22 protein-coding genes are annotated in these 23,383 nt (G+C 39.4%); 11 read left to right on the plus strand and 11 right to left on the minus strand.

Annotated elements, in window-relative coordinates; all coding sequences use genetic code 11:
- Positions 1–55: 55 nt before the first annotated feature.
- The 4 genes from EGS47_RS14065 to EGS47_RS14080 form a co-directional block, all read right to left on the minus strand.
- Positions 56–2,542 carry an acyl-CoA dehydrogenase gene (locus EGS47_RS14065; protein ID WP_125269743.1) on the minus strand — a complete coding sequence of 829 codons (2,487 nt, stop codon included), beginning with the start codon at positions 2,540–2,542 and terminating at the stop codon, positions 56–58.
- Positions 2,543–3,145: 603 nt separating this feature from the next.
- Positions 3,146–3,862 carry a tRNA (guanosine(46)-N7)-methyltransferase TrmB gene (gene trmB / locus EGS47_RS14070; protein ID WP_005004732.1) on the minus strand — a complete coding sequence of 239 codons (717 nt, stop codon included), beginning with the start codon at positions 3,860–3,862 and terminating at the stop codon, positions 3,146–3,148.
- A 99-nt stretch (positions 3,863–3,961) separates the two neighbouring features.
- Entirely contained in the window at positions 3,962–5,890 is a 1,929-nt protein-coding gene (locus EGS47_RS14075; protein ID WP_005004729.1) for an ATP-binding protein, read from the minus strand.
- The gene (locus EGS47_RS14080) at positions 5,836–6,543 is read right to left on the minus strand and encodes a response regulator (protein ID WP_005004727.1); all 708 of its coding nucleotides are present in this window, start codon (positions 6,541–6,543) and stop codon (positions 5,836–5,838) included. Before EGS47_RS14080 ends, EGS47_RS14075 begins: the two co-directional genes overlap by 55 nt.
- Before the next feature lie 171 nt (positions 6,544–6,714).
- On the opposite strand from EGS47_RS14080, the gene EGS47_RS14085 reads away from it, so the two are divergent.
- Positions 6,715–10,635 (plus strand): ESPR-type extended signal peptide-containing protein, encoded by a 3,921-nt coding sequence (locus EGS47_RS14085; protein WP_119686609.1) that lies wholly within the window; start codon positions 6,715–6,717, stop codon positions 10,633–10,635.
- Between the two features lie 492 nt (positions 10,636–11,127).
- Complete coding sequence (locus EGS47_RS14090) at positions 11,128–11,739, plus strand: glutathione binding-like protein (protein WP_005004719.1); 612 nt, start codon at positions 11,128–11,130, stop codon at positions 11,737–11,739.
- Between the two features lie 49 nt (positions 11,740–11,788).
- Here the strand turns inward: EGS47_RS14090 and EGS47_RS14095 are convergent, their stop codons facing one another.
- The 6 genes from EGS47_RS14095 to EGS47_RS14120 form a co-directional block, all read right to left on the minus strand.
- Positions 11,789–12,487, minus strand: coding sequence for a hypothetical protein (locus EGS47_RS14095; protein WP_005004715.1), 699 nt, complete (start codon positions 12,485–12,487; stop codon positions 11,789–11,791).
- An 85-nt stretch (positions 12,488–12,572) separates the two neighbouring features.
- Positions 12,573–13,358, minus strand: a complete 786-nt coding sequence (locus tag EGS47_RS14100) for a thiazole synthase (RefSeq protein ID WP_005004712.1) — start codon at positions 13,356–13,358, stop codon at positions 12,573–12,575.
- Between the two features lie 12 nt (positions 13,359–13,370).
- Positions 13,371–13,568 (minus strand): sulfur carrier protein ThiS, encoded by a 198-nt coding sequence (gene thiS / locus EGS47_RS14105; RefSeq protein ID WP_004998328.1) that lies wholly within the window; start codon positions 13,566–13,568, stop codon positions 13,371–13,373.
- 11 nt (positions 13,569–13,579) lie between these two features.
- Positions 13,580–13,945 carry a DUF423 domain-containing protein gene (locus tag EGS47_RS14110; protein WP_005004709.1) on the minus strand — a complete coding sequence of 122 codons (366 nt, stop codon included), beginning with the start codon at positions 13,943–13,945 and terminating at the stop codon, positions 13,580–13,582.
- 111 nt (positions 13,946–14,056) lie between these two features.
- Positions 14,057–14,923 carry an RNA polymerase sigma factor RpoH gene (gene rpoH / locus EGS47_RS14115; protein ID WP_004988265.1) on the minus strand — a complete coding sequence of 289 codons (867 nt, stop codon included), beginning with the start codon at positions 14,921–14,923 and terminating at the stop codon, positions 14,057–14,059.
- A 133-nt stretch (positions 14,924–15,056) separates the two neighbouring features.
- Positions 15,057–15,293 (minus strand): sulfurtransferase TusA family protein, encoded by a 237-nt coding sequence (locus tag EGS47_RS14120; protein ID WP_005004706.1) that lies wholly within the window; start codon positions 15,291–15,293, stop codon positions 15,057–15,059.
- A 390-nt stretch (positions 15,294–15,683) separates the two neighbouring features.
- On the opposite strand from EGS47_RS14120, the gene EGS47_RS14125 reads away from it, so the two are divergent.
- Both EGS47_RS14125 and rhlB read left to right on the plus strand, forming a co-directional pair.
- Positions 15,684–15,896 (plus strand): cold-shock protein, encoded by a 213-nt coding sequence (locus EGS47_RS14125; protein ID WP_004653893.1) that lies wholly within the window; start codon positions 15,684–15,686, stop codon positions 15,894–15,896.
- 104 nt (positions 15,897–16,000) lie between these two features.
- The gene (rhlB, locus tag EGS47_RS14130; RefSeq protein ID WP_004988257.1) at positions 16,001–17,152 is read left to right on the plus strand and encodes an ATP-dependent RNA helicase RhlB; all 1,152 of its coding nucleotides are present in this window, start codon (positions 16,001–16,003) and stop codon (positions 17,150–17,152) included.
- A gap of 95 nt (positions 17,153–17,247) precedes the next feature.
- Here the strand turns inward: rhlB and EGS47_RS14135 are convergent, their stop codons facing one another.
- Complete coding sequence (locus tag EGS47_RS14135) at positions 17,248–17,625, minus strand: hypothetical protein (protein ID WP_004988255.1); 378 nt, start codon at positions 17,623–17,625, stop codon at positions 17,248–17,250.
- 208 nt (positions 17,626–17,833) lie between these two features.
- On the opposite strand from EGS47_RS14135, the gene EGS47_RS14140 reads away from it, so the two are divergent.
- The 7 genes from EGS47_RS14140 to EGS47_RS14170 all read left to right on the plus strand — a co-directional run bounded on the left by EGS47_RS14140 (position 17,834) and on the right by EGS47_RS14170 (position 23,368).
- Positions 17,834–18,409 carry a nitroreductase gene (locus tag EGS47_RS14140; protein WP_005004702.1) on the plus strand — a complete coding sequence of 192 codons (576 nt, stop codon included), beginning with the start codon at positions 17,834–17,836 and terminating at the stop codon, positions 18,407–18,409.
- A 35-nt stretch (positions 18,410–18,444) separates the two neighbouring features.
- Entirely contained in the window at positions 18,445–19,518 is a 1,074-nt protein-coding gene (locus tag EGS47_RS14145) for an NAD(P)H-dependent glycerol-3-phosphate dehydrogenase (protein WP_004998322.1), read from the plus strand.
- Between the two features lie 65 nt (positions 19,519–19,583).
- Complete coding sequence (locus tag EGS47_RS14150; protein ID WP_119686607.1) at positions 19,584–20,039, plus strand: SixA phosphatase family protein; 456 nt, start codon at positions 19,584–19,586, stop codon at positions 20,037–20,039.
- Positions 20,040–20,062: 23 nt separating this feature from the next.
- Entirely contained in the window at positions 20,063–21,202 is a 1,140-nt protein-coding gene (gene gspL / locus EGS47_RS14155) for a type II secretion system protein GspL (protein WP_119686606.1), read from the plus strand.
- Complete coding sequence (gene gspM, locus EGS47_RS14160; RefSeq protein ID WP_044433510.1) at positions 21,202–21,681, plus strand: type II secretion system protein GspM; 480 nt, start codon at positions 21,202–21,204, stop codon at positions 21,679–21,681. Before gspL ends, gspM begins: the two co-directional genes overlap by 1 nt.
- A gap of 91 nt (positions 21,682–21,772) precedes the next feature.
- A complete protein-coding gene (locus tag EGS47_RS14165; RefSeq protein WP_119686605.1) occupies positions 21,773–22,777 on the plus strand; it encodes a quinone-dependent dihydroorotate dehydrogenase in 1,005 nt (334 codons plus the stop codon).
- A gap of 3 nt (positions 22,778–22,780) precedes the next feature.
- On the plus strand, positions 22,781–23,368 hold the full coding sequence (locus tag EGS47_RS14170; RefSeq protein WP_119686604.1) for a CvpA family protein: 588 nt from the start codon (positions 22,781–22,783) through the stop codon (positions 23,366–23,368).
- The last annotated feature ends 15 nt before the right edge of the window (positions 23,369–23,383 follow it).

Below are 23,383 nucleotides of genomic sequence, written 5' to 3' on the forward strand. Positions count from 1 at the left end.
TAAAAGCGTCCGTAAACGCTTTTATCACATTATCAAAGTGGCTTAAAGACTCAAATTAATCCAGAGTTGCTTCACCTGTAATAGGCATATGTGGATTTTCAAGCTCAAGATCATGATTGAGTTCCATGTCAAAAATATCAGTGAGCATACTGTCATAACGTTTAGCGTTATAAACGATCAAACTTTGAGCTTCTGCTTCAGTTATAAAGTTCGTCGCAACAGCATCTGTAATATGCTCTTCAAAAGTTAAACCTTTAAACTGATCCTTAGATTCTGCTTTTTTGAATTTATGCCAAAGTGGTTCAATTTGTAATAGCATTTGAAATGCTGATTCCATACGACCTGTGACATCGTTGGCATCCTGAGAATAATACACATGTTTTTTCAGTTGCTCACGGAATGGATTTTCCTGCATGATCAGTTCTGCAACTTGTTGTTTGAGTTCATCGCTTGGTTTAGCAAGAGGTCGTCCAAGTGGGAAACAAACAAACTTAACCAGTGCTGCACCCAGCTTGATTGGGAAATTTTCAAACAAGCCATAAAATGCTTCTTGCACCTGATAAAGCGATTTCTCTAGGGCTAATTTTGCATGTAATTGCTCTGCTTCAGATTTGGCACCGTTGGCATAAAATTTTAAAATAGAAGAGGCAATAAACAGATAAGCATGAATATCTGCTAAACGCCCAGATAACATTTCTTTGCGTTTGATATCACCTGCTAGTAAACCCAATGACATATCAGCGGTTAAAGCCAAGTTGGCACTGAGGCGGTTGATGATTTTATAATAAGGCTGAGTAAAATCATCTGAAATCACAGGCGCGTCATTTGAACCACCAGTAAAACCGTAGGCAAATGAACGTGCTCCACGATTAAAGGTATAACCTAAGTGTTTAAATAAAATTTCGTGAAATTGTTTGAGTGCGCTTGGTTTATCATCGGATTGCAATAATTGCAATTCTTCAAATAAATAAGGATGACAGCGCATAGAACCTTGACCAAAAATCATCAATGAGCGGGTCAGGATATTTGCACCTTCAACTGTAATTGCGACAGGAATTGCCTGATAAGACAGTGCTAAGAAGTTACGTGGTCCAAGCTGAATTGCACGTCCTCCTACAACATCCATCCCATGATTCACGACTTTACGCATTGTCTCGGTGGCATAATATTTGGCCATCGCGGTCATCACCGCAGGTGTGCCACCTTGATTCAATCCACAGGTGACCAAATAGCGAAATGACTCTAACATGTAAGCATCACTGGCGATGTCACTGGTCGCTTCCTGTACGCCTTCAAATTTACCGACAGGAAGTTTGAATTGTTCACGAACTTTGGCAAATGCACCCACAGTTAAATAAGACATTTCTCCAGCGGCAGTTGACAATGCAGGCAGAGAAATACCACGCCCCACACCTAAACATTCCATCAACATGCGCCAGCCTTTACCTGCATTTTTCGGGCCGCCAATAATGTAGTCAATTGGAATAAATACATCCCGACCTTCTACTGTTCCATTCATGAATGGAGAGCCTGGATAATGTCTTGGGCCAACCTCAACGCCTTCATGATTTGCAGGAATCAAGGCGCAAGTAATACCGTATTCTGTTTTAGATGTATCACCAAGTAAACCATCAGGGTCATAGAGTTTAAAAGCTAAACCCACCACAGTTGCTATTGGAGCAAGGGTAATCCAACGTTTCGAGAAGTTCATGCGTAAACCAAGCACTTCTTCACCTTCAAATTCGCCGTAACACACCACGCCTGTATCTGGAATTGCACCTGCATCAGAACCAGCTTCTGGACTAGTCAAACCAAAACATGGAATTTCAGTGCCGGCAGCTAAACCCGGCAAATAACGCTGCTTCTGTTCATCTGTCCCATAATGCATGAGTAACTCACCCGGCCCCAAAGAGTTAGGAACCATACAACTCACGGCTGTGGTCAGTGAGCGCGAGGCGATTTTACTCATGATGCGACTTTGCGCGAAAGAACTAAACTCTTTGCCGCCATAAGATTTTGGAATAATCAGGCTTAAAAAGCCTTTATCTTTAATAAACTGCCATACATGTTCAGGTAGGTCTTTGGTTTGATGATGAATTTCCCATTCATCTAACATGCTACATAACTGTTCAGCTTCGTTGTCAATAAAAGCTTGTTCTTCTTCTGATAACTGAGGAAATGGATACGCGTTAAAAGTATCCCAGTTGGGCGCTCCCATAAATAGCTCTTTTTCCCACCAGCTTGTACCTGCTTCAAGCGCTTCCTGCTCAGTGGTACTAATACTAGGCATAGAATTGCCTAAGCTACTAAATGCGGGTTTCGTAATCAAATTAAAACGGAGAGGATCAATTAAGACCACTAAACTGAGAAGGATTAGAGGGATACCTAATAATAGTGACCAAGCTGTAAAAATAAATGCGGAAGCAATCGCCACAACAATAGTCACGATACTACCCACAGTTCTGGATAGGCTAAAATAGAAAACAGCCCAAATGGCAAAAAGCTGTACCAAAATAGCAACGATAAACAGGAAAAAAGTCATACTTACTCCTTGGGTAGTTGCATTTTATATCAAATCAATGCGTTAAAAGTGATGGAAAAGTTCTTAACTTTTTGACTTAAATCAATGATGTATCAGTATCTATACAAGAGAAATCTTTATAAAATGAATAGCTTAATTTCCCTGTTTTTTGATAAAGCTAAAAAGTTGTTTTTTGTTCTTCTTATAAATAGTTTATTTTTTCTATTTTTCGCATAACAGTTAGGTTATTGATTTGTCACAAAAGGTTATTGAAAAATAAAATCTATATTTCGATGTATGCGCGTAAAAATGATTCAAAGTCATACAATTCAAAATACGTAAATTTTGTGATGTTTCAATTAAATTTAATGTATAGGCTTATTTTTAGAAATTCTTTTTATTTTTCCCTAGGGGAGAAAAGTAAAAAGATTAAATAAGGATAAAGAAGTCTCATATAACATCTTGCCCGTTACTAAAAGTGATGAAATAGCATGGATAAGTTGTTATACATGAATCAGTGATGTTGGATAGATCTGAAGACATTGAATTGTTATTTGTCTCTTTGAGGTTATGTTTTATCATTGAAGTTAAGCACTTATTTTATCAAATAAGTGCTTAACATTTTTACTGAACTTTTTTGAAAATAAAGTCATTAATTTTATGACCTGATTCTAAACCACGACGTTCAAATTTAGTTTGAGGTCTCCAATCTGGACGTGGATAACTATTGCCTTTACCCGCCAGATTTTCAAGATTTTCTCTATGATCTAAAACTTCCAGCATCCACTCAGCATAAGGTTCCCAGTCAGTTGCGGCATGAAATGTACCGCCAATTTCGAGCTTTTGTTCCACCAGTTGCATACGTTCATGGATAACGAAACGACGTTTGAAATGGCGCTTTTTTTGCCACGGATCTGGGAAATAAAGCTGAACACAATTAATACTATCATCTGGCATTTCACGAAGGACTTGAATCGCGTCGGCATCCAGTACACAAAGATTTGTGAGTCCCGCCATACCTGCTTCATAGACGCATTGTGCAATACCTGGTACATGCACCTCAATACCCACATAATTACGTTCAGGATTGGCTTTAGCCATGAGAACTAATGAACGCCCCATTCCAAAACCGATTTCAACAGTCAATGGACGTTCAGGGTGTTCAAAATGCTGACGTAAATCCCCCACTGGATATTCCAAAATTAAATGCTGATATTGTTCTAATGCGGTACGTTGTGATGTATTTAAGGGCGCAGAACGGCGCATAAACGTCACAATTTCACGATGCTCAGGCAAATTATCCAGTTCAGTAATTTGCACTTCTAACTGATCAGTCGACATAATTTGGGTAGGACTCAAAAATCTGAATGCCGTATTTTAAAGGCTTAATAGTTGAAGTCAAACCTAATCTGGCAATTACTGTCTGGTAAATCAAAACTTTTAAAGCTTGACCCGAATCAGGGTTTGTCCCATTTCTGAATGTATTTCAAATGTTCCGCCTATACGATTGACCCTAACTTGCATACTTTGTAAGCCGACATGTAAACCTTGTTGGACTGAACTTGGGTCAAATCCAACACCATTATCTTCAATTTCAAGGATTAGTTGTTGATACTCCTGAAATAAACTGACTTTAACCAACGTAGCATGGCTATGTTTAATGATATTAGTTAAAGCCTCTTCTACCACGCGAGCAAGCGTCAAGCACTGTAAAGCAGTCGGCTCTTTTAGCCATTGTTCTGCTAACTTCCAATTAGATTCAATTTCAAGTTCCTCAAAAAGTTGTACAAAACGTCGTCGTATCGAGGAAGCCCAAATCACTGGAGTTTCTGGTACTTTTGCGCCAATTGTAGAGCCACTATCAATCACTTGACGTAGATCATTACGTAATAGTTTTAAAATGGATAAAACATGCTGCTTATCAATCTTGTCTTGTTTATCCACTAAAATCATAGAACGTACCAAAGACCCACCCAAACCATCATGCAGTTCATGAGATAAATTGAGTCGTTCTTGTAGACGCATATTTTCGATTTCAAGTTGATGTTTTTTATCTAAAGAGTTTTTTAAATCGGCGCTCACTCGCTCTACGCTTTGTGTCAATGTTTGATTAAATTCTTCAATATGATTAACGTTTTGTGCGATCCGCCAAGCTAATATCATAGAAATCGCTAAAGCAGTTAACGGTGCTGCAAAAGGGGTAATATAAGTATGTTCAGTATTTTGGGTCAAAATCAGATAAACGTCATGCACATTGATCCCAATAAAACCAAGTAAAATTAGGGCAAGGAAACGGATATCTGCTTTAGGGGTTTTATAAGCAATCCATTGATAGAAAAAACAACATCCTAAAAATACAATGACCGCAAATAAAAATAAGCTAAACAAAACGAGTCCTAAATACGCAGGTGAAACAATAAATAAAACGATGACGCCGATTAAGCCTATCAGCCATAATATTTTTTCAGTCTTGTTATATTTTTTTCCAGCAAATCGCCATGTGTAAATCGTAAAAGAAATTACATAGCCCACCAGAAACAACATATTAATTCTGGCAAGTTGCAAAGTATGAAAAAATGGATAAGTCTCCGTTGTTAAAATATTGCTGATAAAAAGTCCCCATAGCAAAGAAGCCAAAGCAAACCAACCAAAGGTTGAGTCTTTTCTACGCAGTAGCCAAACTAGAAAAGCAATAGCACCAAGCGTTAGGGAAATAACTAAATTAATAAAATACAGCGTGCGATGTTCAAATACATATTTTGAATTTTGTTCAATAATGGCATGTGGCGTACCAATATAAACGTTGCCTAACCCGGGACTTTGTGTAGCGACTCCTATCACCCGAATGAGGATTTCGTTTTGACCTCGTTTGAGCTCAGAATTAGGTAATACCCAGTAACGTGGCATATTCCAACTACGACTTAAAGGTTCGACTAAATTTTTATCGCGCCAAATTAAATGTTGGTTTAAATAGACTTCTCCTGCCATATTGATGCTGTCAATATTTAAGGCAAGTGGTTCAGTCTGAGAAGTTTGACAGGCTTTTGACCATAAAATGCGATACCAAACTATACCAGAATAATTTTTCCAACGATTTTCCCAAAAATCAGGTAATTTTACATTTTGCCAATTTTTTAGTTGATTGATATTTTTAGTTTGGATGTTGGGTGAAGTTTGAATCGCTTGAATTGTGCTAATTTTTACCTGACAGTTATGATCTTTGGGAATCAACACCAATTCATCAAGGGAAGAGGCGGCATAAAGCGGTGAATGGCTACTAACTAAAATCAATACAAAGCAAATAAAAAACAATCTTAATCGAGTAAACCAAGTGATCTTGCAGTATCGACTGCTTTGATGCGTGTACATACTGCAAGTTTCCGATAAATGTGCTTGATATGAGACTCAACGGTATAACGTGACAAATTGATCTGGCTGGCAATTTCTTTATTACTTAAACCTTGGGCAACCAGTAATAATATTTCATGTTCACGTTTGGAAAGTAAAGCGTCATCTATCTCATTTTCAATATTTTTTTTCTCAGCTTGCTCATGAGATAAAGGAAGTTGTTTTAAAATTTGACGAGCGATAAAAGGATCGATAGGCGCTCCTCCGCGCAAAATACTGCGGATAGATAATGCAACTTCAATATCATCGCGTTCTTTTAGAACATAACCCGTTGCTCCAGCCATTAGGGCATTCAAAATAGCATCCTCAGTGCTCCATGCTGAGATCACTAAAATCGCGATGGTGGGATCATATATTTTTAGTTGTTTGATAAACTCTATACCATTGCCATCAGGTAAACCCAAATCAACCAGAGCCAAAGATGCAGAATGTTGTTTCAGTCGCTCATGAGCCTGAGCGAGCGTTTGGGCAAAAATAAGATTTTCTGGTAAGTAGCCAATCCCTAATAATATTTCTTTTAGTCGTTTTTGTATCAGTGGTTCATCCTCAACCACAATCACAGGAACAGGTAAAACCAAGTCTGGGTCCAGCATTACATTACTCAAAAGCTTCATATCTTCCCCTAATTTGCCGTTATTTTTTTAGTTTTTATATCCCTGAGATTGGGTATTTTCCGATGAGTAACCAAAATATCACTAATTTCAGGGATATCGCAAAACTTGTGATCATGATCAAATAATAAGTACATAAATTTTAATCATAAAATAAGCGGTGGGGATGGACATATGAACAAGATTTTTAAACTAATCTGGAATAAATCACTGGGGCAAATGGTGGTGGTTTCGGAAAATGCCAAAAGTGTGGGGAAAAAAGAGAGTAGTACTGGGTCGGTGGTCAGTACGGAAACTTTAAATTTAGATACAAATAAATCTCGGATACTTGGTTTGCAAACTCTGGTTTTGAGTATTGCAACGATTATGGGGACAGATGCTTGGGCAGGGAATATTGTTCAAGGTGTAAGTTGTACCAGTGGTAATGCTCCAAGTATAACCTTAACTACGGATAATCAAGTAAGTTATGGCACTGGTTCAGGATTATGGCCACAATCAGCCTTGAATGTTTTTACTGGTGATAATGCTGTAATAATAGGAGGGGATTGTAATCATTTGACATGGGGTCTTAATAATGCTGTGGCTATAGGAGGAGCTGCTGCATCAATTAATGGTGTGGCTATTGGAACTGAAGCACTTGCTTATCAACAAAATAGTATTGCTTTAGGTTATCAAGCAAAAGCGATGGGTAAAAATAGTATTGCGCTTGGAGCAAATTCTATAGCAGATAGAGCTAACAGTTTTTCGGTTGGAAGTACGACTACGCAACGTCAAATTATTAATGTTGCAACACCAACTCAAGCAACAGATGCAGCTAATAAAGGCTATGTTGATACTGCAATTGCAGCCATTCCAACAGCAGTGGCAAGTGATAACTACGCCCGTAGTTCAACTGATACTGCTTTAGGTGCTGCATCAAGTATAGCCTATAATGCACAAAGTAATGGAACACAACTGACCAGTGTCGGGGGAATTACAGTTACCGCAACAACGACTAATATCGATGACATCACGTCATTTACATTACCTGATGGTACTGTCGTTACAGATGTGAACCAAGTAGCTGCTTTTAAAAATGCTGCCAAAAAAGGCGCTAATATTGCCATCGGTGGTTATAGCTCATCTATTGGATTCTCCAATATCGCTTCTGGTTTCTTAAGTAATGCGATAGGATCTTCTAACAAAGCTTCAGGAAAATATAGTAGCGCGATAGGTGATGGAAATACGGCAACAGGTGAGGCAAGTAATGCAATCGGACGATTTAATTTAGCCGAAGCTAATGGTAGTAGTGCTTTAGGGTATTGGAATACTGCATCTGGGGAATCGAGTAATGCTGTGGGTAATTCAAACATTGCATCAGGCGAGTCTGCTAGCGCTGTAGGTGATTCCAACAGAGCGCAAGGAAAGCAAAGTAGCGCATTCGGCTCTGATAATACTACAAATGGTGAGGCGAGCAGTGCTATTGGTGATTATAATCGGGCAATGGCTAATTTAAGTAGCGCCATTGGTTCTAATAATATTGCATTGGCTGATTCTAGTAGTGCGGTAGGTAGAAGTAACACAGCGTCAGGGGATTCTAGTAGCGCATTTGGTAATTCAAACACTGCATTAGGTAGCTCAAGCAATGCAATAGGATCAAGTAATACTGCAAACGGTATGTTCTCCAACGCAATTGGTAGTCAAAATACTGTAAATGGTGTGTTTAGTACTGGTATCGGTTTTAATAACAATGTTACTCAAGGTGAAAGTGTTGGCTTAGGTATTAGTAATACTGTTTCTGGGAAATGGAGCAATGCAGTCGGTAGTTATAATAAAGCAACAGGCACAGCAAGCTTTGCAGCGGGTTCACAAAACTTGGCAAAAGGTAGTGGTTCAACCGTTCTGGGGGCAGCAAGCGGAATGTACTACGATCCGCAAGATGATAGTACTAAGCTCACCGCCATTAATGGAATACAAGTTCAAGCAACAGATTTAACCACTTCTTCGATAACTCAGATTGGTGATGTGAGTGTTACTTCTGATCAAGCTTTAGATTTTGAAAAAACTCTTCGAAATGGTGGTTCGATCGCATTTGGTGATCGTAGTGCTGCGATTGGTTCACATAATATTGCATTAGGTGGTCAAAGTGCGGCAGTGGGTTATGACAATCAGGCCTTGGGTGTAAATAGCACAAGTCTAGGTACTTTAAACAAGGCAACAGGTGGTGTGTCCACTGCTGTGGGTTCAAATAATACAGCATCCGCTATTTATAGCAGTGTTTTTGGTAGTAGTAGTCAGGCTACAGCCTATGGTTCAACTGCGATAGGTCATGATTCTTTAGCCGATGAAGCGAATACGATTTCCGTTGGACGTAGTGGTGCAGAAAAACGGATTACCAATGTTGCAACACCAACTCAAGCAACAGATGCTGCTAATAAAGGCTATGTAGATACTGGTTTGGCTGCTAAAACCGATAAAACTGTATTTGATACATTAAATAGTAAAGTCAATGATGCAACGACAGGTTTAGATACGAAGGCATCAATGAATGCATTAACGACAGGTTTGTCTAATACATTAACTGATGCCAAAAGTTATGCAGATCAGAAGGATTTGGTTTTAGATGGCAAGATTACGACTAATGCAAATGAAATTGCTGCCTTACAGACAGGTCTGGGCAACATCTCAACTAATGCGGTGGTTTATGACAATGCCGCAAAAGAAACAATTACTTTAGCTGGTCAGAGTGGAACAAAACTGACCAATTTACAAGCAGGTGATATCAGTTCAAGCAGTTCTAAAGATGCAGTTACAGGTGGTCAGCTTTATACGACCAATCAAAATATCAATACACTATCAACGCAGTTTAATAGTAGCGCAAATCAATTAGCTTCTGTATTAGGTGGCGGAGCAGGATTCAATAATGGCGTATTTACATTACCGACCTTTACGATTCAGGGCACAAGCTATTCTAATATTGGTGCAACCTTTGGTGCTGTGAATAATGAATTAACCGCGTTAAAAGGTTCTGTGAGCAATTTAAAAAATTATGTTGACCAGCAAGATGCCAAAACTTTATCTGATGCAAATACCTACACGGATACACAAAGCTCAGGCACACTGGCAAATGCAAAATCTTATATTGACCAACAAGATGCAAAAAATCTAAACGATGCAAAATCTTATACAGATCAACAAACCTCACAATCTTTAAATGACTCAAAAAGTTACACCGATCAACAAACCACAACTGCATTGAATGATGCCAAAACTTATACCGACCAACAAACAACATCAACTTTAAATACGGCTAAATCCTATACTGATCAAAAAGTAGCAGATGCAGGACAATATATCAGTATTGGAGGAAATGGCGCTGGTGCAACTACAAGTTCAAATGCAACTGGCAAAAACTCAACAGCAATAGGACCAAACACTGTGGTTACAGGAAATAACTCAACCGCTGTGGGTGTGAGTAATACTGTTTCTGGTAATGGATCAGGTGCATTTGGAGATCCAAATACAGTCAGTGGTAACGGCAGTTATGTGGTTGGTAATGATAATACTGTCAACGGGGATAATACCTTTGTGTTAGGTAATAACGTTAATACTGAAGCTAAAAATGCGGTGGTATTGGGTAATGACTCAACTTCAGATCGAGACAATACAGTTTCCGTTGGTTCAAGCACAAATCAGCGACAGGTTACTCATGTTGCAGCAGGTACGGCAGACACAGATGCTGTTAATGTTGCGCAAATGAACAAATCAAGTTCAGACACGCTTTCAAGCGCAAACAGCTATACAGATACTCGTTTTGCAGGTTTGGAAAGTACATTTAAAGATTATAGCTTGCAAACAGAACGCCGTTTTCAGGAGGTTGATAAACGTTTTGACCGTCAGGGGGCGATGAGTGCAGCGATGATGAATATGGCAACCAGTACAGCTGGTTTGCGTGGGCAGAACCGCATTGGGGTTGGTGCTGGTTTGCAAGGTGCGGAACAAGCTGTTGCAGTAGGCTATCAACGTATGATTAATGAAAATACCAGTTTGAGTATCAGCGGAGCACTCAGTAAAGAGGAAAGTTCGGGCGGTGTCGGTGTTGGTTTTAGTTGGTAAAGCAATGTTTTAAGCAGTATGAAAAACCAGTCTACAGTGACTGGTTTTTATTTAATATTAAATCGTCAAAAAATTGAAAATCTCGTAAAAATCACCAATTTCAGGGATGTTTTTAACTAAAAAAGCACTATACATTGAATTTAAGTTTTAACGTTAGTTAGAACTTAAATCTTTGTAACGCTAGAGGGAGAAATGTCACTTTATAATTATGATAACATTCTAATAACAGCATTATTTTAGACCAGTCTATTCCGCCAATATGACTGGTTTTCCTTTTTATTTTAGTAAATTTTAGAAAGTTCATTTTTTCGTCATACACTTGAGTAAACATAAAAGACAACGTTTTTGACTTGAAAAAGTTAGTCTTTTACACAATAGTTTAATGGTATGTATTTTTAGGTTACGACGTTTTTAAAATTTAAAACGTCTAGGGCTTGAAAGTTTGAGTAAAGCGCTTTAAAACAGTGAAGAGAGCTATAACAAGGATTATTTATGAAGTTGTATTATTCACCTGGTGCATGTTCATTGGCTGCACATATTCTTTTGAATGAAATTAATGTTGATTTTGATCTGGAAAAGGTTGATTTAAAGACACATAAAACAGAAAAAGGCGCTGACTATTACGAGATCAATCCAAAAGGTTATGTGCCTGCACTTGAAATTACACCAGGATTGGTTCTCACTGAAAACGTTGCCGTGCTTCCTTTTATTGCGCAGCATGACCCAGCTCAGAATTTGATTCCACCATCAGGTCTAGGTCGTGCCAAAGTTTTGGAATGGTTAGGATACCTAAACTCAGAATTGCATGATGCTTATGCAGTATTCTTTGGTGGTGCATTAGATAACGAAGCAAAAGAAAAAGCTTATGCTGAAGTTGACCGATTATTGACTTATATCGATAAAGCCATCGCTGAGTCAGACCATGAATATCTAGTAGATGATGGCTTTGGGCCAGCCGATGCTTATTTATTCGTGCTTACAAACTGGTCAAATAGCATTGAACACGATTTAAGCCCTTATACCAATATTGTTGCTTTACGCAATAAAGTGGCTGAACGTCAATCAGTCAGTATTGCCATGCGTGATGAAGGTTTAATTGCTTAACTCTCTGATCGCATTTAACAAAAAGGCCTCAATGTGATTGAGGCTTTTTTTATTGAAATTCAGGTGGTTCTTTGAAATTTATTTGTTCTAACTTCAAATCATAATGCTGTTTTAAAGTGCGCCATTTAGTTTTTATTGGCTGCTGAACATCTTCAAACTCATTTTCACCTGATATTTCTTTTAATTTTCCTGTAGAGAAGTTAATACTGAGTGAGTTTTGTTCACCAGAAGCGCGATGGAAACTCATTTGGTCAAAACCGATTAATTTAAACGCGCGATCTTGGTATCGAAAGCTAAAAGTATTGTGGGTGACATACCATGAACCACAGCTTAACCAGTAATGTAAATTTATTTTTAAAATACCTTTTGAAATAGTTACTCCACCATCTTCTAATGGATCGGCAAGACAAGGGGAGTCTGCATCATTCTCACTTGGCAATTGTTGATTCTTACTGATCAATTGATAGCCTTGAGTTGTTTTAAATAAAACTAATAAGCTTCTAGGATTGATGTTAAGTTTAGGGCTTCCTAAACTATCATTGCTCAGAATATTTTTTGGATTATTCTCTTCAATGACCAGAACAATGTCCTCTAGACCATCACGATTTAAATCTCCTTTGACTGTTTCAAGTATTTTCCAGTGTTTAGGAATAAATTGTTGATATTGTGTTGGATTGGGATTGGCACGAACGCTGGTGGTAAAACTAAAACAACCCAAACTAAAAATAGCAAATATGGCTTTAAGCATATGAAAATACTCTTATTGTTTATTCTTGAAATAAAAAAGGATTCCGAAGAATCCTCTTAAAATACGTCTTAGAGAAATATAGGCCTTATTTAAAGAAATAGCCAGTTTCAGGAGAGCTGGCATTGGCCATGCGTTTACGTGGCATACGTCCAGCTAGATAAGCTTCGCGACCTGCTTCAACGGCTTTTTTCATGGCAGAGGCCATCAATATTGGATGTTGTGCAGCGGCAATAGCGGTATTCATAAGTACGCCATCACAGCCTAACTCCATTGCAATGGCAGCATCACTTGCAGTCCCTACACCTGCGTCAACCAAAACGGGTACTTTGGCATTTTCTTTAATGATCGAAATGGTATGTGGGTTTAAAATCCCTAAGCCTGAACCAATCAAACTGCCTAAAGGCATAATCGCAACACAGCCCATACTTTCCAGTTCTTGTGCGACAATTGGATCATCAGAGGTATACACCATGATCTCAAAACCATCATCAATCAACGTTTGAGCGGCTTTAAGTGTCGCCGTAATATTTGGATATAAGGTTTTTTCATCACCCAAAACTTCAAGTTTGACCAGATTATGACCATCAAGTAATTCACGTGCCAACATGCAGGTACGCACAGCACTCTCTGCATCGAAACAACCCGCAGTGTTGGGTAAAATGGTATATTTTTCAGGCGGAATGACGGAGAGTAAATTTGGCTGATCAGGATGTTGTCCAATATTTACCCGACGAATTGCTACTGTCACGATCTCAGCGCCACTGGCTTGGATCGCTAAATCAGTTTCATTGAGGTCTTTATACTTGCCTGTGCCTACGAGTAGGCGAGATTGAAATGTACGTGAACCGATGATTAAAGGTGAATCTTGCATGGCTTGCTCCGTTTAGCCGCCGCCAACAGCGTGAATAATTTCGATACGATCATGATCTGAAAGGGGAGATTGTTCCAGTTTGCTTTTTGGAACGATTTGCTCGTTTTGTTCAACCGCAAATCGTTTACCTTCAAGTGCCAGTTCCTGAACCAGTTGCAATAAGTTATGGCAAGCGGTTTGTGTCAGCTCACCATTCAAATAAATTTGCATGTGTTTTTCCATTATTTCGCGTATTTTAGGGCATTCCACGCAAGAACTAACCAACCTAAAATCATAAATACTCCGCCAAGTGGAGTAATTAAACCGAGTCCACGCGGTAAGCCCAATGCCATGATATATAAAGAGCCACAGAATAATAAAATACCGATTTGAATCAGAACAAAGGATGCTTTAATTGAAAATTGAGGACTTGTTTTAGACAAAATACCTAGCGCAAGTAAACCTAATGCATGATAGAAAAAATATTGTGTTGCTGTTCCCCACCAGCCCAGTTGTTCTGGTGTAGCAAAAGCCTTGAGGCCGTGAGCGCCGAAGGCCCCCAATATAACAGCCAAAGCAAGATTAACAGCTGCGATTGCGATCCACATAAGCTGAAATACTTAAAAAAAGACCTAAACACCTTAGCATAAATCCTATGCGCTAAAAATACTTAAGACCAATAAAAAGAGGCAGATGCCTCTTTTTAAATCTGGAAAAATCTAACTTGCAGACATGGCGACTTTGATTTTTTCCATCGCATTTTTTTCAAGCTGACGAATACGCTCTGCGGAAACATTGTATTCAGCCGCAAGCTCATGCAAGGTCGATTTGTCATCGTCCAGCCAACGGCGCTGTAAAATATTACGTGAACGATCATCAAGCTGATTCATGGCTTCATATAAAGCAGAGCTACTTTGTTCTTCGTAGTCTTCATTTTCCACTAAACGAGCAGGGTCGTAACGGTTGTCTTCCAAATATAGCGCAGGTGCGACATGAGTTGAATCATCGTCATCATCACCTTGTGCTTCAAATGCAGCATCATAAGCCGTTAAACGACCTTCCATTTCTAGCACTTGCTCAGGAGTGACATTTAAGTCAACGGCAATCGCTTTAGCTTCTTCTAGTGTTAATTTTTTGCTCGACTTTTTCAGACTACGCAAATTAAAAAATAATTTACGTTGTGCTTTCGTTGTGGCAATTTTGACAATACGCCAGTTACGAATCACATATTCGTGAATTTCAGCTTTGATCCAGTGAACGGCAAATGAAACCAAACGCACACCCATATTCGGGTCAAAACGCTTAACCGCTTTCATCAGGCCGAGATTGCCTTCTTGAATCAGGTCACCCTGCGGTAAACCATAACCCGCATAGCTGCGTGCGATGTGGACGACAAATCGCAAATGCGACATCACCAACATTTTCGCCGCATCCAGATCCTGATCATAATAATAACGCTCAGCCAGTTCTTTCTCTTGCTCAGCGGTCAAAATTGGAATTTGATTAACAGTGCTGATGTAAGCACCGAGATTTACACCGGGCGCAGATAAGGACAGGGGCATCAATTGATTGCTGCTGTCACTCATGAGTTCTCCTTATAGGATGATGGTATAACCAATGATTTCATCTTAATGCGAAGCAAGTTCATAATTAAGGAAAATTGGGTAGAGAAATGTAAAATTTTATACACGAGTTAATCTAAATATCAAAACGATATATTTAGGATTCAATCAAATAATGAAATTCGTGCTCAGATACTCTGATGAGCTCACAACTAAGCTGATGTAGTTCGCAATAACGTAATACATCAATTTCACTATGGGGGTCAGAAGATTTCAAAAGCAAAACCTGATGATCTGCCTTTTTTAAATGACGTTTAAGCATCAGCAGCGGCATTGGGCATGGCTGACCAATTGCATTAATTTCAGTAGCGGGAACGGGATTTGAATCACTCATCCTTAAAAATATTTAGCGACATTTATGAATAATAATTTTATCAAATATTTGCACAAATGTGCAAAAAGTCGTGCGCTATATCCAGCGTAGATTTTATCGGTAATAAAATTTTTGTGAGGGAGTTTAAAAAATAATCAACAATTAATATAGAATTATCTAAAAAATTTCTATTAATTGTCATAAACCCGTGTTAAGCTCGAAGCGTTTTAGGATTAACCAGTATAACAAATCATTGTTTTACTAAACCTATAACAAATGGATGTAACCGGAAATTGTTGATAGTTTTACAGAATGATTACAAGCTTTGAAATAATAACGAATTTTAAACTTGTTTGCTCTGCTGTTTGCAACACCGGAAGGTCCTTTATTTTCACTTCTGAGGATTGACTTATGACAGCTCGCGAACAAGGCGTTGTTAAATGGTTTAACGACACTAAGGGTTTTGGCTTCATTCAACGTAATGGCGGCGACGACGTATTTGTACATTTTCGTGCAATTATGGGTGACGGACATCGTTCGTTACGTGATGGCCAACGCGTTGAGTTTAGCGTTGTGCAAGGACAAAAAGGTTTTCAGGCTGAGAATGTACAGCCTTTAGACTAATCAACATGTTGTCATGTTGAATAACGCCTCAATTTTTTAATTGGGGCGTTTTTGTTTTATACTATCGCTCTCATCAGAGTGATTAACAGTTAGAGCACGAGTATATGGTATCTGGTTTTGAAACCTTGAATCTACATCCGCAACTTAAAAAAGCGATTGATGCATTAGGGTTTAAGCAAATGACCCCAATTCAGCAAAAGGTTTTAACATATACACTGGCAGGGCACGATGCTATTGGTCGCGCGCAGACAGGAACGGGTAAAACGGCAGCATTTTTGGTCAGTATCATCAATGACTTGCTCAATAATCCGATTCAGGAACAACGCTATCGTGGTGAGCCTCGCGCTTTGATTCTTGCGCCGACTCGTGAACTGGCATTGCAAATTGAAAGTGATGCTAAAGAACTGACCAAATTTACAGATTTAAAATTACTCACCTTGGTTGGCGGTGTGGATTTCGACAAGCAAAAGAAACCATTGAATGCGAATTTTTTGGATATTCTGGTCGCGACACCTGGTCGTTTGATAGATTTTATTGAACAAAAAGAAATCTGGCTTGATCAAATCGAATTTTTGGTGATTGATGAAGCAGACCGTTTACTGGATATGGGTTTTATTCCTTCGGTAAAACGTATTGTGCGTTATTCGCCGCGTAAAGAGGAACGTCAGACTTTAATGTTTTCGGCTACCTTTAGCTATGATGTCCTGAATCTGGCACGTCAATGGTTATTTGAACCCGTGACTGTTGAAATTGAACCTGAACAAAAAACCAATAATGACGTTGAACAACGCGTTTATGTGGTGGAGAAAAAAGATAAATATCGTTTGCTCCAAGATATTTTACGTGATGAGCCTATCGATAAAGTCATGATTTTTGCCAATCGTCGAGATCAGGTGCGCCGTTTATATGATCATCTAAAAAAAGATGGCTATCGGGTAGGCATGCTATCGGGCGAAATTGCGCAGGACAAACGCTTGAAAATGCTTGAGCAATTTAAGCAGGGTAAAAATAACATCATGATTGCAACGGATGTTGCGGGACGTGGTATTCATGTCGATGGTGTATCGCATGTGGTGAACTTTACTTTGCCTGAGCAGTCTGATGATTATGTGCATCGTATCGGTCGAACAGGGCGAGCGGGTTCACAAGGCGTTAGTATCAGTTTTCTTTCTGAAGATGATGCGTTTTATTTGCCAGAAATTGAAAAAGCCATTGGTAAAAAGTTACCTTTAACTCGGTTGGAAGGTTATTGCTAGTTAACATTGCTTGAATGTTTATTTATAAAAAATGCGCTCAATATTTTTTAGAGCGCATTTTTTATTGTACATGAAAAACGAGCTGCTCGTTAAGGTTAGCTCGCCTTGCAATAAAAGGTAAGTGTGGTTTGGTAATCATCATCTTTAGCTAAAGACGCATTTTTCCCTGAAATAGAGCCGATAACACTGGCTGCTGCTTCAACCATTTTTCCAGTGTCTTCATCCACTACACCTTTGAGTACGCCGTTATAGTTGGTTTTCTCATCGACGACGATGGCTGTACTGCGTTTGCAGGTTTTATTGGCAGCATCAACCGCATTGTTTTTTGCAATTAAGTTTGTTTTTCCAACACCTGTCACTTCAAACTGATTATTTTCTTTTTGAATTGCAGCTGTGGAAGTCGGATTAGATGCACAAGCGGTCAGTAAAAGGGCTGACACAGTCAGTATGCTGGCGGTCATTTGTGTTTTCATAAACCAGTCCTTCTGAAATATTAAAAATGAACCATTTTAGTTGAACATAAAATTTTCTATTTATTTTGAGTATGTTGTATAGGTTTTGATGGTTTTGTGCAGTATAGATGTCAAATTGGTGAAAACTGAATAAATGCCCAGATTGACATGGCAGAAATAAAAAAGAATATGCTAATCTAGTTTTGTTTTCTCTATTAGATCAATGTTCATGACGGATTTAGACGTAAATACGGTTCATCAAAATATTCATCAGCGTCAATCAATTGGGCATCTTGTTGAGCCTGCTCCTTCGTCGCAACAATTACAAAAAGCGTTCGAAGCTGCTCTGACTGCGCCAGATCACCATCGCCTCAAACCTACTCGATTCATTGTCATTCAACCCGAGCAACGTGCGAATTTTGGAGAAAGTTTATCTCAGGCACTGGCGGATTTGGGTGAAACTGATCCAGTTCAACTTGATCGAGTTAAGCAACATCCTTTTCGCGCACCTTTGTTGGTCATTGCGGTTACTCAATTTCAGGATCATCCCAAAGTTCCATTGTTTGAACAGACCTTGAGTTCAGGTGCTGCGATTCAAAATTTTCTGCTGTCGTTACAGGTACAGGGTTTTGCGAGCATGTGGCGTTCGGGCGCAGTGGTAGAGTCGACGTGGTTAAAGCATCATTTAGGATTGGCTGATCGTGATTTGATCTCAGGCATTATTTACATTGGTACTGCTGCAAAAGCAATTGCGCCACGTGCAGAGGTGGTTATAAGCGATTTCGTCACGAATTGGCAGTCTTAACAAGAATATATGGGTGTTGTAGGAATAAAAAACGTATGACGGAATTAAATTTTTCAGACTTGGTTAAGCCAGTTGAAGTGGATAAAAAAACAGCGCTCAGAATTACCGTATTAGGTGGTGGTAGTTTTGGTACTGCAATGGCAAATCTCGCTGTACGCAATGGTTGCGATACTATGATCTGGATTCGTGATCAGGATGCCGCAGATGATATTAATCGCAGTCATATCAATAAGCGTTATTTACCAGATTTTAATTTAGAAACGGGTTTACGTGCAGTCTGTGATATCGAAGAGGCTGTTTGTGATCGTGACATCATTTTAGTTGCGATACCAAGCCATTCTTTCCGTAATGTACTTAAACAAATTTCCCCCTTTATTACTTCACAGGCGGTTGTTTCGCTGACCAAGGGAATTGAAGCCGATACGTTCAGCTTTATGAGCGATATTATTCGGGAAGAATTACCAGAAGTTCCCTACGGTGTACTTTCTGGGCCAAATCTTGCCAAAGAAATTATGGCGGGTATGCCTTCAGGCACAGTGATTGCCAGTCACTCTGAACTGGTGCGTTATGCCGTACAGCATGCTTTACATAGTGCTTTATTTCGTGTTTTTGGTAGCGATGATGTGCATGGCGTAGAACTGGGGGGTGCACTGAAAAATATTTATGCAGTCGCGATGGGAATGGCGGTAGCTTATAATATTGGTGAAAATACCAAGAGTATGATCATCACACGTGCTTTGGCAGAAATGAGCCGTTTCGCTGTAGAATTGGGTGCAAATCCTCTGACATTTTTGGGTTTGTCGGGCGTAGGTGATCTGTTTGCGACTTGTAATAGTCCACTCAGTCGTAATTATCAAATTGGTTATGCTTTAGGTTCTGGTAAAACGCTGGAACAGGCGACTAAAGAACTTGGACAAACGGCGGAAGGCATCAATACCATTGTACAGGTACGTAAACGCGCTCAAGAGCTTGATGTATATATGCCAATTACCAATGCTTTGTATGAAGTGATCTTTGAGAATGCGCCAGCTTTAAATATTGCACTTGCGCTTATGAAGAATGGGCATCGTAGTGATGTCGAGTTTGTACTGCCGCATCATGAAGTGTAATAGCCTGTTTATAAAAACTGTCATAAAGACTTGTTATCATAAAGAAAGATTAAAAAGGAATGGTTATGCAACTGACTTTAGTTCGTCATGGAGAGGCAGCGCCTCCTGTAGATGGTAATGATACCAAGCGACCGTTGACAGCACTGGGTCATGCTCAGGCTGAACAAACGGCACAATATCTTAACGGGATTGTAAGCCCCGAAGTTTTTGTCGTGAGCCCTTTACTGCGTGCGCAAGAAACGCTTGGTCATATTCAGGCATATTTTCCTGAAGTTCCTGTTTTACTTTGTGATAAGATCAAACCTGATGATGATGCAGAAGATGCGATAGACTGGCTATCCCAACTTCCATTTGAGTCTGTTATTGTGGTGTGTCATATGAATGTTGTGGGGCATATTGCTGAACAGCTTACACATGAGAACTTTAATCCCTTTGCTTTGGCTGAAGCACGTATTTATCGCCAAAGTGTGATTGCCAATGGATTGTCAACACAAGAACATAGTTTTATACCTACGCTATAATGAAAACACGGTACTTATAATTTATGCTGTATTTATGGATGCCTGAAGCCAATGGGGCTTGGTTTTGGTCAACAGGTGAAAATTGGTTACAGGCTTCCAGCCTTGAACAGCTGATTCATGATTTGCAACCGCATCAAGGAGAAGAGACCGTTGTTTTCTTTTCCAGTCGTCATATTCAGGTTTTGCAACAACAGATCACCAAAGCTCATGTGAAGCAATTGGGGGCAGATGGGATTAAATATCTCATGGAAGAATATGTCACTATGCCGATTGATCACATGCGAGTGGTTCACCATTTTGAATCGCCAGATCAATTGACAATCTTGGCTGTTGCACAAAATTTAGTTGAAACATGGCAGCATGCTTTGAACTTGTTGCCGATTAAACTGGTCGCTTTACTCCCTGATTTTCTGATTGTGCCTGAACCTGAACAGAATAAAGTCAATCTGATCCATTTGCATGGGCAGACTTTGGTGCGTGAAAGTCGCTATAAAGGTATGGTGATTGATGATCTTGGGGTTTATCTTGAATTTCAAGCCGCTGATACTTTTTATCATTATAGTAATCTGACCGCACAACAACTTGATCTGCTGGCAAATGTTTCTACGGCAGAAACCCGTGAACCTTTTGATTATCAGTTTCAAAAAATTCAAAAATCGAAGCAGCATCCATTCAATGTATTACCCAAAGCCAAAAATGAAAGCAAAGTCTCTGGTTATTGGAAAGCATGTGTTGCTGTTTTCATCGCAGTATTGATTGTTCAGTTAAGTTATGATGCTTTACGTTGGTACAAATTAAAAAAGCTGGCGAACCAGACAGCGATACAGGCCGTAGATCAATATAAATACTGGTTTGGTGCCAATAGTCGAGTGACTGAGCAAAATATAAAAAGTATGTTTGAAAGCCAGTTGAGAATGAGCCAAAGCGGTGACACGACAGCTTTAAATTTATTAAGTAGAGTCGGACCTATTTTGATGCAGCGCCAAATTGTAGCGCAGCAAATAAGTTATAGCGCTTCGTCTTTGAGCATGTCATTAAAAGCCAATTCTGCCAATGATTTGCAAAATTTAACGCAGCAGCTTAATCAACAAGGGTTTAAAGCAGAACTAGGAAATGTTCAGGCGGATGGTGCAGGCGCAATTGGGATGGTAAAAGTACAATAATGAACACGATAACTCGAATTCAGCAAGGCTTTGATCAAAAAGTCGAACGTATTATTGATGCTTTACAACGCATGTCTGCGCGTGAACGTTATATGGTGATTTTTGCCAGCATACTGGTGGTCGTTGCATTGGTGGGTTTTTCACTTTGGAAAATGCACAGTCTGGCCGATCAGCAACAAAAGCGAGTCAATGAGCTTAAAGATTTAATGGTCTGGATGCAAAGCAATGCAGTGACCATGAAACCTGCCTCAGAAAGCCAATTGAGTTTAGCTGAGAAAGTTCAGCGAGTGTCACAGCAGCAGGGCTTAACAGTGTCATCTCAGCAAATGGGAGATCAATTGCAAATTGTCGCAGAACATCAAAATTATGCGGTTTTAGCGAATTTTATAACGCAGCTTGCACAAATGGGCCTGTCAATTGAAAAAATGGAGATGGTGTCGAGTAATAATCAGATTAAATTAACGGCTACAGTACAATAAGGTCTCAAAATAAAAGGCTTGCAAGCATGGTGTTTTATCTACGCTATGCCTATAATATGCCTACCTGAAAAAGCAGTAGACTTTGATTGATATGTTATATTCGCTTGCTCGCCCAATGTTGTTCTCCTTGTCACCCGAGCGTGCCCATGAACTTACCTTATCACTTTTGAAGTCCGCCCATAAAATTGGATTAGGGCGTCAGCATATTGCACCAAAACCTGTGACTTGTATGGGTATAGAATTCCCTAATCCTGTAGGTCTTGCTGCGGGCCTTGATAAAAATGGCACTTATATTGATGCATTGGCAGCTATGGGTTTTGGTTTTATTGAAATAGGCACCATTACTCCGCGTCCACAAGCTGGAAATCCACAGCCACGATTATTCCGTATCCCAGAGGCAAAAGCCATTATTAACCGTATGGGGTTTAATAATGATGGGGTGGATCAGTTGATTGAAAATGTCAAATCGTCAAAATTTAAAGGCATTTTAGGGATCAATATTGGTAAAAATGCCGATACGCCAGTTGAAAATGCAGTCGATGATTATCTGATTTGTCTGGAAAAAGTTTATCATTACGCATCGTATATTACGGTCAATATTTCTTCGCCCAATACCAAAAATCTACGTAGCTTGCAAAGTGGTGATGCGCTCACCGAGTTACTGGAAACGCTGAAACAACGCCAATTAGAACTAGCAGAACAGTATCATCACTATGTTCCATTGGTGCTCAAAGTTGCGCCTGATTTGACTGAAGAAGATATCGAATTTATCGCAAATCAATTATTACAGTTTAAAATTGATGGCTTGATTGTGACCAATACCACTTTGTCTCGTGTAGGCGTGGAAAGTTTGCCTTATGGGAATGAAGCGGGTGGTTTATCTGGTGCACCTGTGTTTGAAAAAAGTACAGAATGCTTACGTCAGTTTGCAAAACGTTTGAATGGTCAAATTCCTTTGATTGGTGTGGGTGGAATCACCCAAGGTGAACATGCGCTTGCAAAAAAAGATGCGGGTGCTAGCCTTGTACAAATTTATAGTGGCCTCATATATACAGGTCCAAGCCTAATTAAAGATTGCGTGAGTGCTTTCAACTAAGTGATGAATACACTGGATATCATTATTCTGATACTCCTGCTCATTGGAGGGCTAAACGGTTTGCGAGAAGGATTCGTAAAAGCCTTTGCGAACTTGATTGGTTGGATATTGGCACTAATTATGGGTGCGAAATATGCCAGCTTTTTGGCGCCAAGCATGGGGGTATTAAGTCATGATCCCGTTGTCCAAAAGATTGCGGCATTTGCATTTATTGTTCTGATGATTATTGTCCTTACGTGGATTGTAACGGGTATACTCAATTTGATACTTAAAAGTATGAGTCTCGGTCCATTAAATCGTTTGGCTGGTGGTGCTTTTGGGACATTAAAAGGCTTGTTGATTGTACTGGTGACCATGCAAGGTCTTGGCCCATGGGTCGAAAGCTCTCCACATTGGAAACAGTCCAAATTTGTTCAAGTCTTACTGCCTTATGCGCCGTTAGCAACCGAATTATCGAAAGATGCTGCCAATGAAGCATTACAGCATGTGACATCGGAAGGGAGTTTATTTCATCGCCCTTCACATGAGGTGGCTGAGTCTGATTTAGACAAAGATCAGTCCAGTCATTCAACCCAAAATCCTTTTTATTAATCCTAGCCCGTCTGC

Source organism: Acinetobacter sp. FDAARGOS_515, from assembly GCF_003938865.1.
Classification (GTDB): domain Bacteria; phylum Pseudomonadota; class Gammaproteobacteria; order Pseudomonadales; family Moraxellaceae; genus Acinetobacter; species Acinetobacter ursingii.